Here is a 16,482-nt window from a genome sequence, read left to right on the forward strand (position 1 = left end):
GTGTCAGCCCTCCGTCTGGGTGTCGGTGGCGGTCGCCTCGGCCGCCGCGGTGCCCTCGGGACCCGCGACCTCGGCAACGGTCGTCTCGGGCGCGACCTCGCCGGAGGTCACGGCCACGGTGCTGTCGGCGGTGTCCGGACCGGTCGCCGGCGCCCCGGAGGACTCGGCCGCGGCGCGGCCGGCCTCGGTGCCACCGGCGGTCGTGCCGCTGGAGCCCGACCGGCGGGGGCGCTGCGGGCGCTCGCGGCGCTGCTGCCGCGCGGCCAGGGCCTCGAGGGCCTCGCGCTCGGCACGCGAGCCGCTGACGTCGCCCTTGTAGATCCACACCTTGACGCCGATGCGGCCGAAGGTGGTGCGGGCCTCGTACAGGCCGTAGTCGATGTTCGCGCGCAGGGTGTGCAGCGGCACGCGCCCCTCGCGGTAGAACTCCGACCGGCTCATCTCGGTGCCGCCGAGGCGCCCGGAGCACTGCACCCGGATGCCCTTGACCTGCGGGCTGCGCTGGGCCGACTGCATGGCCTTGCGCATCGCGCGGCGGAAGCTCACCCGGCTCGACAGCTGCTCGGCCACGGCCTGCGCCACCAGCTGGGCGTCGGCCTCGGGGTTCTTCACCTCGAGGATGTTGAGCTGCACCTGCTTGCCGGTCAGCTTCTCCAGCTCGCCGCGGATGCGGTCGGCCTCCGCGCCGCGGCGGCCGATGACGATGCCCGGCCGGGCGGTGTGGATGTCGACGCGGACCCGGTCACGGGTGCGCTCGATCTCCACCTTCGAGATGCCGGCGCGCTCCATGCCCTTGGTCATGAGCTTGCGGATGGCCACGTCTTCCTTGACGTAGTCCTTGTAGAGCTTGTCGGCGTACCACCGGGACTTGTAGTCGGTGGTGATGCCCAGGCGGAACCCGTGCGGGTTGACCTTCTGACCCACTAGCGGGTCCCTCCCCTCGTGTTGGCGCGCTGCTGCGTGCCCTGCTGCTGGCCGGTCTGCTGCACGGCGGGGCCGGACTGGCCGGTGCGGCGGCGGGCGGTGCGGGACTTGCCGGCGAGCTCGGCGCTGGAGCCGACCTCGCTCACCTCGACGGTGATGTGGCTGGTCCGCTTGTTGATGCGGTAGGCCCGGCCCTGCGCCCGCGGACGGATCCGCTTGAGCGTGGGGCCCTCGTCGACGAACGCGGCGCTGACGACGAGCGCGGCCGGGTCCAGCCGCAGGTTGTGCTCGGCGTTGGCGACGGCACTGGCGACGACCTTGGCCACCGGCTCGCTGGCGGACTGCGGGGCGAACCGCAGCAGCGCCAGGGCCTCGTCGGTGGGCAGGTAGCGGATGAGGTCCACCACCCGGCGTGCCTTCATCGGGGTGACGCGGACGAAGCGGGCGGTGGCCCGCGCGACCTGCGTCTCCTCTCCCAGCTGGGAAGTCATCTCGTGTCTCTCTCTCCCGGGACCGTGCTCAGCCCCGCCGGGACCGGCGGTCGTCCTTCACGTGGCCCCGGAAGGTCCGGGTGGGGGCGAACTCGCCGAGCTTGTGCCCGACCATCGCCTCGGTCACGAACACCGGCACGTGCTTGCGCCCGTCGTGCACGGCGATGGTGTGGCCGAGCATGTCGGGGATGATCGTCGAGCGCCGCGACCAGGTCCGGATGACCGTCTTGGTGCCCTTCTCGTTCTGCGCGTCCACCTTCTTGAGCAGGTGGTCGTCGACGAACGGGCCCTTCTTCAGGCTGCGTGGCATGTCTGTCGGACTCCTCTACCCGCTCAGCGCTTCTTGTTGGTGCGGCGACGGCGCACGATCAGGGCGTCGCTGGCCTTGCGCTTGCGCGTGCGGCCCTCGGGCTTGCCCTTCGGGTTCACCGGGTGGCGACCACCGGAGGTCTTGCCCTCACCACCACCGTGCGGGTGGTCCACGGGGTTCATGGCGACACCGCGGACGGTCGGGCGCTTGCCCTTCCACCGCATGCGGCCGGCCTTGCCCCAGTTGATGTTCGACTGCTCGGCGTTGCCCACCTCGCCGACGGTGGCGCGGCAGCGCACGTCGACGTTGCGGATCTCGCCCGACGGCATGCGCAGCTGGGCGAAACGGCCCTCACGGGCGACCAGCTGGACGCTGGTGCCGGCCGAGCGGGCGATCTTGGCGCCGCCACCGGGACGCAGCTCGATGGCGTGCACCACCGTGCCGACCGGGATGTTGCGCAGCGGCAGGTTGTTGCCGGGCTTGATGTCGGCCGAGGGGCCGCACTCCACCGTGTCGCCCTGCTTGAGCCGCGCCGGCGCGATGATGTAGCGCTTCTCGCCGTCGGCGAAGTGCAGGAGCGCGATCCGCGAGGTGCGGTTCGGGTCGTACTCGATGTGCGCGACCTTGGCCGGCACGCCGTCCTTGTCCGCCCGGCGGAAGTCGATCAGGCGGTAGGCGCGCTTGTGGCCGCCGCCCTGGTGGCGAGCGGTCACCTTCCCGTGGACGTTGCGCCCACCGCGGCCGTGCAGCGGCCGGACCAGCGACTTCTCGGGATGGTCGCGGGTGACCTCGGCGAAGTCGGCGACGCTGGAGCCGCGGCGGCCCGGCGTCGTCGGCTTGTACTTGCGGATAGCCATTGCTGACTCAGTTCCTCTGTCTCTGGTCCGTACGGCCCGGGCGCCTAGGCGCCGGGACCACCGAAGATCTCGATGCGGTCGCCGGGGGCGACGGAGACGATGGCGCGCTTGGTGTCCTTGCGCTTGCCCATGCGTCCGCCGCGGCTGCGCTTGCGCTTGCCCTGGCGGTTGATCGTGTTGACGGACAGGACCTTCACGTTGAAGACCTGCTCGACGGCGATCTTGATCTGCGTCTTGTTCGCCTCGGGGAGGACCACGAACGTGTACTGGTTGTCGTCCAGCAGCCCGTAGCTCTTCTCCGAGATGACCGGCGTCAGCAGGACGTCCCGGGGGTCGCGGACGCTCACTTGGTCTCCTCGGTGGCGGTGTCGGTCACGACGTCGGCGTCGTCAGCGGCGTCGTCAGCGGCGGTGTCGCCGGCGATGTCCAGGTCGGTGGTGCCCTGGCCGCGGGCCGGCTGCACGGACGGGATGGCGCCGGGGATGTCCGGCGTCGTCAGGTCCGGCTTGGCCAGCGAGACGCGGTCACCGCCGTGCGGACCGGCCACGAACTCGGCGAGCGCGGTCTCGGTGAAGACGACCTCGTCGCTGACCAGCACGTCGTAGGTGTTGAGCTGGCCGGCCTCGATCAGGTGCACGCGCGGCTCGTTGCGCAGGCTCACCCAGTTGAGGACGTCGTCGCGGTCGAGGACCACGAGCACCCGCTTGGCGGTGCTGACGGCGTCGAGCGTGGCCAGCGCGGCCTTGGTCTTGGGGGCGTCCCCGTCGACGAAGGTGGTGACGACGTGCACGCGGCCCTCGCGCGCCCGGTCGGAGAGGGCACCGCGCAGGGCGGCGGCCTTCATCTTCTTGGGCGTGCGCTGCGAGTAGTCGCGCGGCTGCGGGCCGTGGACGGTGCCACCGCCGGAGAACTGCGGGGCACGGATCGAGCCCTGGCGGGCGCGGCCGGTGCCCTTCTGGCGGTAGGGCTTGACGCCACCGCCGCTGACGTCGCCACGCGTCTTGGTCGCGTGCGTGCCCTGGCGGGCGGCGGCGAGCTGGGCCACCACCACCTGGTGCAGCAGCGAGACGTTGGCCGACGCGTCGAAGAGGTCACCGGGCAGCGTCACGCTGCCGGCGGTCTCCCCGGCCGGCGTGCGGACGTCGACCTGGCGGTCGGCGCGCGCGCCCTCGGTCACGGTCGAGCGGGTCACTGGTTGTCACTCCCCACGGGACCGCCCTTGACGGCCGAGCGGACGAGCACGAGCCCACCCTTCGGGCCGGGGACGGCACCCTTGATCAGGATCAGGCCGCGCTCGGCGTCGACCTTGTGGACGACGAGCGAGAGCGTGGTGGTCTTGACCGCGCCCATGCGGCCGGCCATGCGCAGGCCCTTGAAGACGCGGCCGGGGGTCGAGGCGCCACCGATGGAGCCCGGCGACCGGTGCTTGCGCTGCGTGCCGTGCGCGGCACCCAGGCCCCGGAAGCCGTGACGCTTCATGACACCGGCGGTGCCCTTGCCCTTGCTCGTGCCGATGACGTCGACCTTGGCGACGCCCTCGAACACCTCGGCGGTCAGCTCCTGGCCGACCGTGTACTGCGCGGCGTCCTCGGTGCGCAGCTCCACGAGGTGGCGGCGCGGCGTGACGCCGGCCTTCGCGAAGTGGCCGCCCTCGGGCTTGTTCACCTTGCGGGGGTCGATCTCGCCGAAGCCGAGCTGGACGGCCGAGTAGCCGTCGACCTCGGGGGTGCGCACCTGCGTCACCACGTTGGGGCCCGCCTTGACGACGGTCACCGGCACGATGCGGTTGTTCTCGTCGAAGACCTGGGTCATCCCCAGCTTCTCGCCGAGGAGCCCGCGGAACGTACTCGCCATGACTGGTCTCGGTCCCTTACTGGATGTTGACGTCGACCGAGGCCGGCAGGTCGATGCGCATGAGCGCGTCGACCGTCTTCGGCGTCGGGTCGAGGATGTCGATGAGCCGCTTGTGCGTGCGCATCTCGAAGTGCTCGCGCGAGTCCTTGTACTTGTGCGGCGACCGGATGACGCAGTACACGTTCTTCTCGGTCGGCAGCGGCACCGGGCCGACGACGCGCGCTCCGGTCTTCGTGACCGTGTCCACGATGCGCCGCGCCGAGGCGTCGATCGCCTCGTGGTCGTAGGCCTTCAGCCTGATGCGGATCTTCTGTCCCGCCATCGCTGTCTCTCGCTCCTGCCGATCGCTGTTCTGCTAGCTGGGGAACGCCGGGTGCGTCCGGACGTCATCCGGTCTGGCCCCAGCGGGAGGGGTGGCGGTGCACACAGGTGCACGAGCGACCACCCGAGGACGGGCGGCGGCCGGCAAGCGGCCGCCGCCCGTCGGGGGTGCTACTTGAGGATCTTGGTGACGCGACCGGCGCCGACGGTGCGGCCACCCTCACGGATGGCGAACCGCAGGCCCTCCTCCATGGCGATCGGCTGGATCAGCTCGACCGTCATCTCGGTGTTGTCGCCCGGCATGACCATCTCGGTGCCGGCCGGCAGGGTCACGACGCCGGTGACGTCGGTCGTCCGGAAGTAGAACTGCGGACGGTAGTTGTTGAAGAACGGCGTGTGACGGCCACCCTCGTCCTTCGAGAGGATGTAGACCGAACCCTCGAAGTTGGTGTGCGGGGTGATCGAGCCGGGCTTCACGACGACCTGGCCGCGCTCCACGTCCTCGCGCTTGATGCCGCGCAGCAGCAGACCGACGTTGTCGCCGGCCTGGCCCTGGTCGAGCAGCTTGCGGAACATCTCGACGCCGGTGACGGTGGTCTTGGTCGAGTTCGGGCGGATGCCGACGATCTCGACCTCCTCCGACACCTTGACGATGCCGCGCTCCACGCGACCGGTCACGACGGTGCCGCGGCCGGTGATGGTGAAGACGTCCTCGACCGGCATGAGGAAAGGCTTGTCGATCTCACGCTGCGGCTCGGGGATCGCCGTGTCGACGGCGTTCATGAGCTCCATGAGCTTGTCGCCCCACTCGGCGTCGCCCTCGAGGGCCTTGAGCGCCGAGACGCGGACCACGGGGACGTCGTCGCCCGGGAACTCGTACTCGCTGAGCAGCTCGCGGACCTCCAGCTCGACGAGCTCGAGGATCTCCTCGTCGTCGACCATGTCGGCCTTGTTGAGCGCCACGACGATGTAGGGGACGCCGACCTGGCGGGCCAGGAGGACGTGCTCCTTGGTCTGCGGCATCGGGCCGTCGGTGGCGGCGACCACCAGGATGGCGCCGTCCATCTGCGCCGCACCGGTGATCATGTTCTTGATGTAGTCGGCGTGACCCGGGCAGTCGACGTGGGCGTAGTGCCGGTTCTCGGTCTGGTACTCGACGTGGGCGATCGAGATCGTGATGCCGCGGGCCTTCTCCTCGGGCGCCTTGTCGATCTGGTCGAAGGCCGACGCCTCGTTGAGGTCCGGGTACTTGTCGTGCAGGACCTTGGTGATCGCCGCGGTCAGGGTGGTCTTGCCGTGGTCGATGTGCCCGATGGTGCCGATGTTGACGTGCGGCTTGGTCCGCTCGAACTTGGCCTTGGCCACTGGGTTCCTCTCCTCGTGGTGTCGCAGTCGTGCTGACGCTGGGGTGGGCTTGCGGGGGGCCGGGCGGGGACGTACCCCGCCCGGCGATCACTCGCCGGTGGCCTTGGCGATGATCTCCTTGGCCACGTTCTGCGGGACCTCGGCGTACGAGTCGAACACCATGGTGTAGCTCGCCCGCCCCTGGGTGCGGCTGCGCAGGTCGCCCACGTAGCCGAACATCTCCGAGAGCGGGACCAGGGCCCGGACGACGCGGGCGCCGGAGCGCTCCTCCATCGCCTGGATCATCCCGCGCCGGGAGTTCAGGTCGCCGATGACGTCACCCATGTAGTCCTCGGGCGTGACGACCTCGACGGCCATCATCGGCTCGAGCAGGGCCGGGCTGGCCTTGCGCGCGGCCTCCTTGAAGACCATCGAGCCGGCGATCTTGAAGGCCATCTCCGAGGAGTCGACCTCGTGGTACTGGCCGTCGATCAGGGTCGCCTTGACGCCCACGACCGGGTAGCCGGCGAGGATGCCGTACTGCATGGCGTCCTGCATGCCCTGGTCGACCGAGGGGATGTACTCCCGCGGGATGCGACCACCGGTGACGGCGTTGACGAACTCGTAGGTCGGGCCGTCGCCGGAGACCTCGAGCGGCTCCAGGGTGACCTGCACCTTGGCGAACTGGCCGGACCCACCCGTCTGCTTCTTGTGGGTGTAGTCGACCTTCTCGACCGCCTTGCGGATGGTCTCGCGGTAGGCCACCTGCGGCTTGCCGACGTTGGCCTCGACGCGGAACTCGCGCCGCATGCGGTCGACCAGGATCTCCAGGTGCAGCTCGCCCATGCCGGAGATGACCGTCTGGCCGGTCTCCTCGTCGAGCTTGACCTGGAAGGTCGGGTCCTCCTCGGCCAGCTTCTGGATGGCCGTGCCCAGCTTCTCCTGGTCGCCCTTGGTCTTCGGCTCGATGGCCACCGAGATGACCGGCGCCGGGAAGGTCATCGACTCCAGGATCACCGGGTTCTGCGGGTCGCTGAGGGTGTCCCCCGTCGTCGTCTGCTTGAGGCCGACGACGGCGACGATCTGGCCGGCACCCACGCCCTCGCGCTCCTCGCGCTTGTTGGCGTGCATCTGGTAGATCTTGCCGATCCGCTCCTTGCGGTCCTTGGTGCTGTTGAGCACCGGGGACCCGGAGTTGAGCCGACCGGAGTAGACCCGGATGTAGGTGAGCTTGCCGAGGTGCTGGTCGGTCTGGATCTTGAAGGCCAGCGCCGAGAACGGCTCGTCCTCGTCGGCGTGCCGCAGGACCTCGGTCTCGCCGTCGAGGGCGGTGCCGACGATCGACTCGATGTCCAGCGGGCTGGGCAGGTAGTCGACGACGGCGTCGAGCAGGGGCTGCACGCCCTTGTTCTTGAACGCCGTGCCGGTGAGGACCGGGTTGATCTGGGCGTTGATGGTCGCCTTGCGGATGGCGGCCTTCAGCTGCTCGACGGTGATCTCCTCACCGCCGAGGTAGGACTCCATGATCGTGTCGTCGGTCTCGGCGACGGCCTCGAGCAGCTTCTCGCGGTACTCCGCGGCCTGGTCGGCGAGCTCGGCGGGGATCTCCTCGACGGCGTAGTCCTCGCCCATCTTGGTCTCACCGCGCCAGGTGAGCGCGCGCATCTCGACCAGGTCGACGACGCCGATGAAGTCGGCCTCGGCACCGATGGGCAGCTGCAGCACGGCGGGGTTGGCGCCGAGCCGCTCGACCATCATGTCGACGCAGCGGAAGAAGTTCGCGCCGGTGCGGTCGAGCTTGTTGACGAAGCACATCCGCGGGACGCCGTACTTCTCGGCCTGCCGCCAGACCTGCTCGGTCTGCGGCTCCACGCCGGCGACACCGTCGTACACGGCCACCGCACCGTCGAGCACGCGCAGGGACCGCTCCACCTCGACGGTGAAGTCGACGTGCCCCGGGGTGTCGATGATGTTGATGTCGTGACCGTTCCAGGTGCACTTCGTCGCGGCCGACGTGATGGTGATGCCGCGCTCCTGCTCCTGCTCCATCCAGTCCATCGTGGCCGCGCCGTCGTGGACCTCACCGATCTTGTAGTTGATACCGGTGTAGAAGAGGATGCGCTCGGTCGTCGTGGTCTTGCCCGCGTCGATGTGCGCCATGATCCCGATGTTGCGGGTCTTGGCGAGCTGGGCCTTGTTGTCGGCCATTCCTCACTCCTCTTCGTCTCTGGTCCGCGTGCGGGTCGTCCGGGGGTGGCCCGGCGCTCCCGCCGGCGGGTGCTGGTGGACGGGGTGTGTCACCAGCGGGGGTGCGACTACCAGCGGTAGTGCGCGAAGGCCTTGTTCGACTCGGCCATCTTGTGGGTGTCCTCGCGGCGCTTGACCGCGGCACCGAGGCCGTTGCTGGCGTCGAGCAGCTCGTTCATGAGGCGCTCGGTCATCGTCTTCTCGCGGCGCGCGCGGCTGTACTGGATCAGCCAGCGCAGGCCCAGGGTGGTGCTGCGCGAGGCGCGGACCTCGACCGGGACCTGGTAGGTCGCACCACCGACGCGGCGGCTGCGGACCTCGAGGGCCGGCTTGACGTTGTCCAGCGCGCGCTTGAGCGTGACCACCGGGTCGGTGTCGGTCTTGGCGCGGCAGCCCTCGAGGGCGCCGTAGACGATCGACTCGGCGACCGAGCGCTTGCCGTCGACCAGGACCTTGTTCACCAGCTGGGTGACCAGCGGCGACTGGTAGACCGGGTCGGCAGCCAGCGGACGGCGCGGCGCGGGGCCCTTGCGCGGCATGTCAGCTCTTCTCCTTCTTCGCGCCGTACCGGCTGCGAGCCTGCTTGCGGTTGCGGACGCCCTGGGTGTCCAGCGAGCCGCGGATGATCTTGTAGCGCACACCCGGGAGGTCCTTCACGCGACCGCCGCGCACGAGCACCATCGAGTGCTCCTGCAGGTTGTGGCCGACGCCCGGGATGTACGCGGTCACCTCGATGCCACTGGTGAGGCGGACGCGAGCGACCTTGCGCAGCGCCGAGTTCGGCTTCTTCGGCGTCGTCGTGTACACGCGGGTGCACACGCCACGACGCTGAGGGGAGCCCTTCAACGCCGGGGTCTTGGTCTTCTCGACCTTGTCCTCGCGGCCCTTGCGGACCAGCTGGTTGATCGTGGGCATGGGTGGCCTGGATCTCCTACCTGCGCTGGGTCGTGCTGTGGACGGTGCTGCTGTCGTGTCGCCGGTGCCGGTCCTGCCGGGGTGTCCACCCTGGTCGCGAGCCACTCACCGGCCCCCGCGGTCGGGCGTGTCGCCGACCCCAGGACCGGCCGGTGGTCGAACCGGACGGGTCGCCCCCCGCGACTCGGCGCCGCCACCTCCGGGCGCCACCCCGCGGGGCGGCCCTCCGGGGCGGACCCGCGGCCAGGAGGACGGACCTCCGGACACCCAGGCGCACCGCGAACGGGAGCAGGCCCAGGGCACCCTGGGCACGGCTGACCACGATACCCGCGGTCCGGGAGGCGGTCAAAGCCGGGTCCCGGGCGCCCAGCGGGCGAGGCCAACCTCACGTCCGGACCGACTCGACAGGTGCAGCGGCGCGCGCCCTGCCGGTATTCCCGGCGGCCGCGCCGGGCTGTTCCGCCGGCCCGGGGTGGCGAGCACTGTACCGCCCGACGGGCGGTCCGCCAGGCCCGCGACGCCGTCGGCACGGGCACCGCAGGGGCTCGCCGGGGGCCGCGGGGACGCGCGACTGTCGGTGGTGCCCCCTACGGTCGGTCGCAGCAGAGCCACTCACCGCAACGGAGGTCTCCGTGCTCATCGACTCGGCGCGCGAGCTCAAGGCGCGCCTCACCGCGCGGCTGGCCGAGGGCTTCCCCCTGGTCACCGCGAGCGACCTCGGCGGCCGGCTGTGGACGCGGCCGGCGATCGGGCTGGCCCCGGTCTCCCCCGGCCGGGCCCACCTGGCCATCCGGGTGGCGGCGGAGGCCGACGCGCGGGTGCTGCTCACCGGCCTCGAGGACGCCGTCCGCGCCGAGGTCGACGTCCGGGTGACCGGGCCGATAGTGCCTCAGCCGGCCCGCTCCCCCGGGCAGCTGCAGCGACGCACCCGGCCGCTGGTCCCCGGGCTGTCGGTGGCGCACCCGACGGTCAGCGCCGGGACCCTGGGGGGCTTCGTCCGGCTCGGCGGCCGGCTGGCCGTGCTGTCGAACAACCACGTGCTGGCCGCCACCGACACCGGCGCGGTCGGCGACGCGGTGCTGCAGCCGGGCCCCGCCGACGGCGGCACGCCCGCCGACCGGGTGGCCACGCTGGCCGCCGCCGTGCGCCTGACCGACCGCGCCAACCGGGTCGACGCCGCGGCGGCCACGGTCGACGACGGGGTCGAGGCCGACCCGGGCGGCCTCCCGGGCGGCCCGCTCGGCACCACGGTGCCCGACGGGGTCGACCTCGAGCCCGACGAGGAGGTGGAGAAGGTCGGCCGGACCACCGGGCACACGCGCGGGCGGATCACGGCGGTGGAGGTCGACGGGGTCGCCGTCCAGTACGACGACGGCGTGCACCTCTTCGACGACCAGATCGAGATCGAGGGCCTGTCAGGGGCGTTCTCCGCCGGCGGCGACAGCGGGTCGGTGATCTGGCGCAGCAGCGACCGCGCGCCGTTGGCCCTGCTGTTCGCGGGCAGCACCCAGGGCGGGAGCACCGGCGCCGGGCTGACCTTCGCCAACCCGCTGGCGACCGTGCTGGCGGAGCTCGGGGCGGAGTGGGTCGCCTCCTGAGCGAAGTCCCCAGGTCAGGGGGATGTCGCTCCGGGCGGGGACGAGGCACCATGGGGAGGTGACCGAGCCCGCCCGTCCGCCCGGGGCCTTCCTCGCCCCGGGCTCCCGGCCGGCGGGCGCCAGCGAGGAGCCCTCGTGACCGACCGTGCCGCCGCCCGTGCCGCCAAGAGCGCCCTGGCCACCCAGTTGTCCGCCCAGCCCGGCGTCGTCGGCATCGGCCTGGCCCGGCGCGACAGCGGGTACGTCGTCAAGGTCGACGTCGCCGACTCCGACGCGGCCGGCCGGGTGCCCCGCGACGTCGACGGCGTCCGTGTGGTGACCGAGGTCGTGGGCGCCATCCGCCCGCTGCGCAGCCGCACCGCCTGAGCCGCCCCGAGCCCGGGGGACCGGCCGGGCGCACCCGCTACGGTCGCCGTGGCGCCGACGCGGGCGCCGCCGACCAGAGGAGTGCAGGTGCGCATCGGCATCCAGGCCAGTTACGCCGGGGGGTTCCAGGAGACGGCGGCGGAGATCGTCGACCTGGAGGCCGCCGGGCTCGACCTCGCGATGTGCGCGGAGGTCTACACCTTCGACGCCGTGAGCCAGCTCGGGTACCTGGCCGCCGTCACCCAGCGCGTCGAGCTGATGAGCGCGATCCTGCCGATCTACAGCCGCACGCCGGCGCTGACGGCGATGACCGCGGCCGGCCTGGACTTCGTCTCCGGGGGCCGCTTCACCCTCGGCCTGGGCGCCTCCGGCCCGCAGGTCATCGAGGGCTGGCACGGCGTCCCCTACGACGCCCCGTTGCAGCGCACCCGGGAGGTCGTGGAGATCTGCCGGCAGGTGTGGCGGCGTGACCGGCTGGTGCACGAGGGCCCGAAGTACACCGTCCCGCTGCCGGCCGACCAGGGCACCGGCCTGGGCAAGCCGCTCAAGCTGATCAACACCCCGGTCCGCGAGCGGATCCCGGTCATGCTCGCCGCGCTGGGTCCCAAGAACGTCGAGCTCGCCGCCGAGATCGCCGAGGTGTGGGAGCCGATCTGGTTCATGCCCGAGCGCGCCGACGACGTCTGGGGCGACGCCCTGCGGGCCGGGAAGGCCAAGCGCGACCCCGAGCTCGGCGAGCTGCAGGTCATCTGCGGCGTCCCGGTGGCGATCGGGGAGGACGTCGACCACCTGCACGACGCGGTGCGGCCGCACCTGGCGCTCTACGTCGGCGGCATGGGGGCCAAGGGCAAGAACTTCTACAACGACCTCGCCCGGCGCTACGGGTACGACGACGCCGCCGAGACCGTGCAGGACCTCTACCTGTCCGGACGCAAGGACGAGGCCGCGGCCGCACTGCCGGAGGAGTTCGTCCGGAAGGTGTCGCTCATCGGGCCGGAGTCCTACGTGGCCGAGCGGGTCGCCGCCTACGCCGAGGCCGGGGTCACCACCATCGCGCTGCAGCCGCTCGACGACAGCCGCGAGGGCCGGCTGCGCACCGTGGAGACCATGCGCCGCCTGGCCGACGGATAGGGCACATCTTGCGTCACGTGACGCCGTCGTCGTCCGAGCTCACCTGAGCGCGTCCTGGCTCACCTCCCACGGTGAGCCAGGACGCAGCACGATCAGGTGACCTGATCGTGCCGGCACCCCAGACGCGGGAGGGCCCCGCAGATCTCGCGATCTGCGGGGCCCTCCTCACGTGCTGCGGGGATCAGCCTCGCCAGTCGTACTCCTCGAGGCGCACGGCCTCACCGGAGCCGGCACCGAAGACGTCGGGGCTGTAGTACTGCCCGTCGTCGTACCCGGCCATCGTGTAGACGGCGGCGCGGGCCTCCTCGGTCGGCTCGACCGTGATGTTCCGGTAGCGGCTGATGCCCGTACCCGCCGGGATCAGCTTGCCGATGATCACGTTCTCCTTGAGGCCGAGCAGGCTGTCGCTCTTGCCCTGGATCGCGGCGTCGGTGAGCACCTTGGTCGTCTCCTGGAAGGAGGCGGCCGACAGCCACGACTCGGTCGCGAGCGAGGCCTTGGTGATGCCCATGAGCACCGGACGGGCCGAGGCCGGCTCGCCGCCCTCGGCGACGACGCGGCGGTTCTCGGTCTCGAACAGCGTCCGCTCGACCAGCGCACCGGGGAGGAACTCCGTGGCGCCCGAGTCGATGATGGTCACCCGCTTGAGCATCTGCCGGATGATCACCTCGATGTGCTTGTCGTGGATCGACACGCCCTGGCTGCGGTAGACCTCCTGGACCTCGCGGACCAGGTGCAGCTGCACCTCGCGCGGGCCCATGATCCGCAGCACCTCGTGCGGGTCCACCGCGCCCTCGGTGAGCTGCTCGCCGACCTCGACGTGGGCGCCGTCCTCGACCCGCAGCCGCGACCGGCGCGACAGCTTGTCGTAGACGACCTCGTCGGAGCCGTCGTCCGGGGTGATGGTCAGCTTGCGGAACTGCTCGCCGTCCTCGATCCGGACGGAGCCGGCCAGCTCGGCGATCGGGGCCTTGCCCTTGGGGACGCGGGCCTCGAAGAGCTCCACCACACGCGGGAGACCGTGGGTGATGTCCTCACCCGCGACACCACCGGTGTGGAAGGTGCGCATCGTCAGCTGGGTGCCGGGCTCACCGATCGACTGGGCGGCGATGATGCCGACCGCCTCGCCGACGTCGACGAGCTTGCCGGTGGCCAGCGACCGGCCGTAGCAGGTCGCGCAGGTGCCCAGCAGGGACTCGCAGGTCAGCACGCAGCGGACCTTGACCTCGGCCACGTTGGCGTCGACCAGCGCGCCGATGAGCACGTCGCCCAGGTCCTGGCCGGCCTGCGCGACCAGCGTGCCGTCCTCGGCCACCACGTCGGCGGCCAGGGAGCGGGCGTAGACGCTGGTCTCGACGTGCGCGTCCCGGGTGAGGACCCCGTCGACCACCGTGGCGATCGGCATGATGACGCCGCGCTCGGTGCCGCAGTCCTCCTCGCGGATGATGACGTCCTGGGAGACGTCGACCAGCCGCCGGGTGAGGTACCCGGAGTCCGCGGTCCGCAGGGCGGTGTCGGCCAGGCCCTTGCGGGCACCGTGCGTGGAGATGAAGTACTCCAGCACGGACAGACCCTCCCGGAAGTTGGCCTTGATCGGCCGCGGGATGATCTCGCCCTTCGGGTTGGCCACCAGACCGCGCATGCCGGCGATCTGGCTGATCTGCATCATGTTGCCTCGGGCGCCCGAGTTGACCATGACCCAGACCGGGTTGGTGGTCGGGAAGTTGTCCACCATCGCCTGGCTGACCTCGGCCCGCGCGCGGGTCCAGATCTCGATCAGCTCGCCGCGGCGCTCGGCGTCGGTGATGACACCGCGCTCGTACTGCCGCTCGATCTGCCGGGCCTCGTTCTCGTGCCGGTCGAGGATCTCCTGCTTGGCCGGCGGCGTGACGACGTCGTCGATGGCGATCGTGACGCCCGAGCGGGTGGCCCAGCGGAAACCGGCCGACTTGAGGGCGTCCAGGGTCGCCGCGACCTGCACCTTGGGGTAGCGCTCGGCGAGGTCGTTGACGATCGCCCCGAGCTCCTTCTTCGGCACCTGGTAGTTGACGAAGCGGTAGTCCTCGGGCAGGGCCTCGTTGAACAGCACGCGGCCCAGGCTGGTCTCGACCAGCGCCGGCGCACCCGGCGCCCAGTCGGCCGGCTGCTCCCACGCGGGGTTGACCTTGCCGTTGTCGACGCCGAACACCTCGTCGAGGCGGATGAGCGCCCGCTCCTGCAGGCCCAGGGCGCCCTTGTCGAACGCCATGATCGCCTCGGCCGTCGACCCGAAGGCCGCCGGACGCCCACCGTCGGCCTCGTACCGGCTCGGCACCAGGGTGGTCAGGTGGTACAGGCCCAGCACCATGTCCTGGGTCGGCGCGGTGATCGGGCGACCGTCGGCCGGGCTCAGGATGTTGTTGCTCGACAGCATGAGGATGCGGGCCTCGGCCTGCGCCTCGGCCGACAGCGGCAGGTGCACCGCCATCTGGTCACCGTCGAAGTCCGCGTTGAACGCGGTGCAGACCAGCGGGTGGATCTGGATGGCCTTGCCCTCGACCAGCTGCGGCTCGAAGGCCTGGATGCCCAGGCGGTGCAGCGTCGGCGCCCGGTTCAGCAGCACCGGGTGCTCGGTGATGACCTCCTCGAGCACGTCCCAGACGACGGGACGGGCGCGCTCGACCATGCGCTTGGCGGACTTGATGTTCTGCGCGTGGTTGAGGTCGACCAGCCGCTTCATGACGAAGGGCTTGAACAGCTCCAGCGCCATCTGCTTGGGCAGGCCGCACTGGTGCAGCTTCAGCTGCGGGCCGACGACGATGACCGAGCGGCCGGAGTAGTCGACGCGCTTGCCGAGCAGGTTCTGCCGGAACCGGCCCTGCTTGCCCTTGAGCAGGTCGCTCAGGGACTTCAGGGGACGGTTGCCCGGGCCGGTGACCGGCCGGCCGCGGCGGCCGTTGTCGAACAGCGCGTCCACGGACTCCTGCAGCATCCGCTTCTCGTTGTTCACGATGATCTCGGGCGCGCCGAGGTCGAGCAGCCGCTTGAGCCGGTTGTTGCGGTTGATGACCCGGCGGTACAGGTCGTTCATGTCGCTGGTGGCGAAGCGGCCACCGTCGAGCTGCACCATCGGGCGCAGGTCCGGCGGGATGACCGGCACGCAGTCGAGCACCATGCCCATGGGCGAGTTGCGCGTCTGCTGGAACGCCGCGACGACCTTCAGCCGCTTGAGGGCCCGCAGCTTGCGCTGGCCCTTGCCGTTGCGGATGGTGTCGCGCAGCGAGGCGGCCTCGGCGTCGAGGTCGAAGTCGGCCAGCAGCTTCTGCAGGGCCGCGGCACCCATGCCGCCCTCGAAGTACTCACCGAAGCGGTCGCGCAGCTCGCGGTAGAGGCCCTCGTCGGCGATGAGCTGCTTGACCTCGAGCTTGCGGAAGGTGTCGAGCACCTCCTCGAGGCGGTCGATCTCCCGCTGGGCGCGGTCGCGCAGCTGGCGCATCTCGCGCTCGCCGCCCTCGCGCACCTTGCGGCGGACGTCGGACTTGGCGCCCTCCGCCTCGAGCTCGGCCAGGTCGGCCTCGAGCTTCTGCTGGCGGGCCTCGACGTCGGCGTCGCGCCGGCTCTCGAGGTTGTGCTTCTCCGCGCTGATCTCGGCCTCGATGGTCGGGAGGTCGCGGTGGCGCGCCTCGTCGTCGACCGAGGTGATCAGGTAGGCGGCGAAGTAGATGATCTTCTCGAGGTCCTTGGGCGCCAGGTCGAGCAGGTAGCCCAGGCGCGAGGGGACGCCCTTGAAGAACCAGATGTGGGTGACCGGCGCGGCCAGCTCGATGTGGCCCATCCGCTCACGCCGCACCTTGGCGCGGGTCACCTCGACGCCGCAGCGCTCACAGATGATGCCCTTGAAGCGGACGCGCTTGTACTTGCCGCAGTAGCACTCCCAGTCCCGGGTGGGACCGAAGATCTTCTCGCAGAAGAGACCGTCCTTCTCCGGACGCAGGGTCCGGTAGTTGATGGTCTCGGGCTTCTTCACCTCACCGTGCGACCACTGGCGGATGTCGTCGCCGGTGGCCAGACCGATGCGGAGCTCGTCGAAGAAGTTGACGTCGAGCACTGAGTGGACCCCTTTCCCGGGGCTAGTTCTCTTCTTC

General features: G+C 71.0%; 16 protein-coding genes. 3 read left to right on the plus strand and 13 right to left on the minus strand.

The features are described from left to right. Positions 1 to 3: 3 nt before the first annotated feature. From rpsC to rpsL, 12 genes are all read right to left on the minus strand, one after another. The gene (rpsC, locus tag ACI8AD_RS03865) at positions 4 to 924 is read right to left on the minus strand and encodes a 30S ribosomal protein S3 (RefSeq protein ID WP_456869227.1); all 921 of its coding nucleotides are present in this window, start codon (positions 922 to 924) and stop codon (positions 4 to 6) included. Next, entirely contained in the window at positions 924 to 1,415 is a 492-nt protein-coding gene (gene rplV / locus ACI8AD_RS03870) for a 50S ribosomal protein L22 (RefSeq protein WP_089402110.1), read from the minus strand. Before rplV ends, rpsC begins: the two co-directional genes overlap by 1 nt. Positions 1,416 to 1,443: 28 nt before the next feature. Then, positions 1,444 to 1,725: a 30S ribosomal protein S19 gene (gene rpsS, locus ACI8AD_RS03875; protein ID WP_089402109.1), complete on the minus strand. Its 282-nt coding sequence runs from the start codon at positions 1,723 to 1,725 to the stop codon at positions 1,444 to 1,446. A 23-nt stretch (positions 1,726 to 1,748) separates the two neighbouring features. Beyond that, positions 1,749 to 2,582, minus strand: coding sequence for a 50S ribosomal protein L2 (gene rplB, locus ACI8AD_RS03880; protein ID WP_089402108.1), 834 nt, complete (start codon positions 2,580 to 2,582; stop codon positions 1,749 to 1,751). A gap of 44 nt (positions 2,583 to 2,626) precedes the next feature. Continuing rightward, entirely contained in the window at positions 2,627 to 2,929 is a 303-nt protein-coding gene (rplW, locus tag ACI8AD_RS03885; protein WP_456869228.1) for a 50S ribosomal protein L23, read from the minus strand. Beyond that, entirely contained in the window at positions 2,926 to 3,774 is an 849-nt protein-coding gene (gene rplD / locus ACI8AD_RS03890; protein ID WP_456869229.1) for a 50S ribosomal protein L4, read from the minus strand. Before rplD ends, rplW begins: the two co-directional genes overlap by 4 nt. Further along, positions 3,771 to 4,436: a 50S ribosomal protein L3 gene (rplC, locus tag ACI8AD_RS03895; RefSeq protein WP_089402106.1), complete on the minus strand. Its 666-nt coding sequence runs from the start codon at positions 4,434 to 4,436 to the stop codon at positions 3,771 to 3,773. The genes rplD and rplC overlap by 4 nt, the downstream gene beginning before the upstream one ends. 16 nt (positions 4,437 to 4,452) lie before the next feature. Next, on the minus strand, positions 4,453 to 4,758 hold the full coding sequence (gene rpsJ / locus ACI8AD_RS03900) for a 30S ribosomal protein S10 (RefSeq protein WP_014742859.1): 306 nt from the start codon (positions 4,756 to 4,758) through the stop codon (positions 4,453 to 4,455). A gap of 170 nt (positions 4,759 to 4,928) precedes the next feature. Beyond that, positions 4,929 to 6,122, minus strand: a complete 1,194-nt coding sequence (gene tuf / locus ACI8AD_RS03905) for an elongation factor Tu (RefSeq protein WP_446768809.1) — start codon at positions 6,120 to 6,122, stop codon at positions 4,929 to 4,931. A gap of 87 nt (positions 6,123 to 6,209) precedes the next feature. Beyond that, entirely contained in the window at positions 6,210 to 8,309 is a 2,100-nt protein-coding gene (gene fusA, locus ACI8AD_RS03910) for an elongation factor G (RefSeq protein WP_456869230.1), read from the minus strand. Positions 8,310 to 8,416: 107 nt separating this feature from the next. Then, positions 8,417 to 8,887: a 30S ribosomal protein S7 gene (gene rpsG / locus ACI8AD_RS03915; protein WP_089402103.1), complete on the minus strand. Its 471-nt coding sequence runs from the start codon at positions 8,885 to 8,887 to the stop codon at positions 8,417 to 8,419. Between the two features lies 1 nt (position 8,888). Beyond that, a complete protein-coding gene (gene rpsL, locus ACI8AD_RS03920) occupies positions 8,889 to 9,263 on the minus strand; it encodes a 30S ribosomal protein S12 (protein ID WP_012950487.1) in 375 nt (124 codons plus the stop codon). Between the two features lie 632 nt (positions 9,264 to 9,895). On the opposite strand from rpsL, the gene ACI8AD_RS03925 reads away from it, so the two are divergent. The 3 genes from ACI8AD_RS03925 (at position 9,896) to ACI8AD_RS03935 (ending at position 12,358) form a co-directional block, all read left to right on the plus strand. Then, a complete protein-coding gene (locus ACI8AD_RS03925; RefSeq protein WP_456869231.1) occupies positions 9,896 to 10,861 on the plus strand; it encodes a hypothetical protein in 966 nt (321 codons plus the stop codon). Between the two features lie 135 nt (positions 10,862 to 10,996). Continuing rightward, entirely contained in the window at positions 10,997 to 11,227 is a 231-nt protein-coding gene (locus tag ACI8AD_RS03930; RefSeq protein ID WP_456869232.1) for a hypothetical protein, read from the plus strand. A gap of 87 nt (positions 11,228 to 11,314) precedes the next feature. Further along, a complete protein-coding gene (locus ACI8AD_RS03935; protein ID WP_456869233.1) occupies positions 11,315 to 12,358 on the plus strand; it encodes an LLM class F420-dependent oxidoreductase in 1,044 nt (347 codons plus the stop codon). Between the two features lie 181 nt (positions 12,359 to 12,539). Here ACI8AD_RS03935 and ACI8AD_RS03940 read toward each other — a convergent pair whose 3' ends face one another. Beyond that, entirely contained in the window at positions 12,540 to 16,445 is a 3,906-nt protein-coding gene (locus ACI8AD_RS03940; protein WP_456869234.1) for a DNA-directed RNA polymerase subunit beta', read from the minus strand. Positions 16,446 to 16,482: the final 37 nt, after the last annotated feature.

The organism is Geodermatophilus sp. SYSU D00766, from assembly GCF_054049915.1.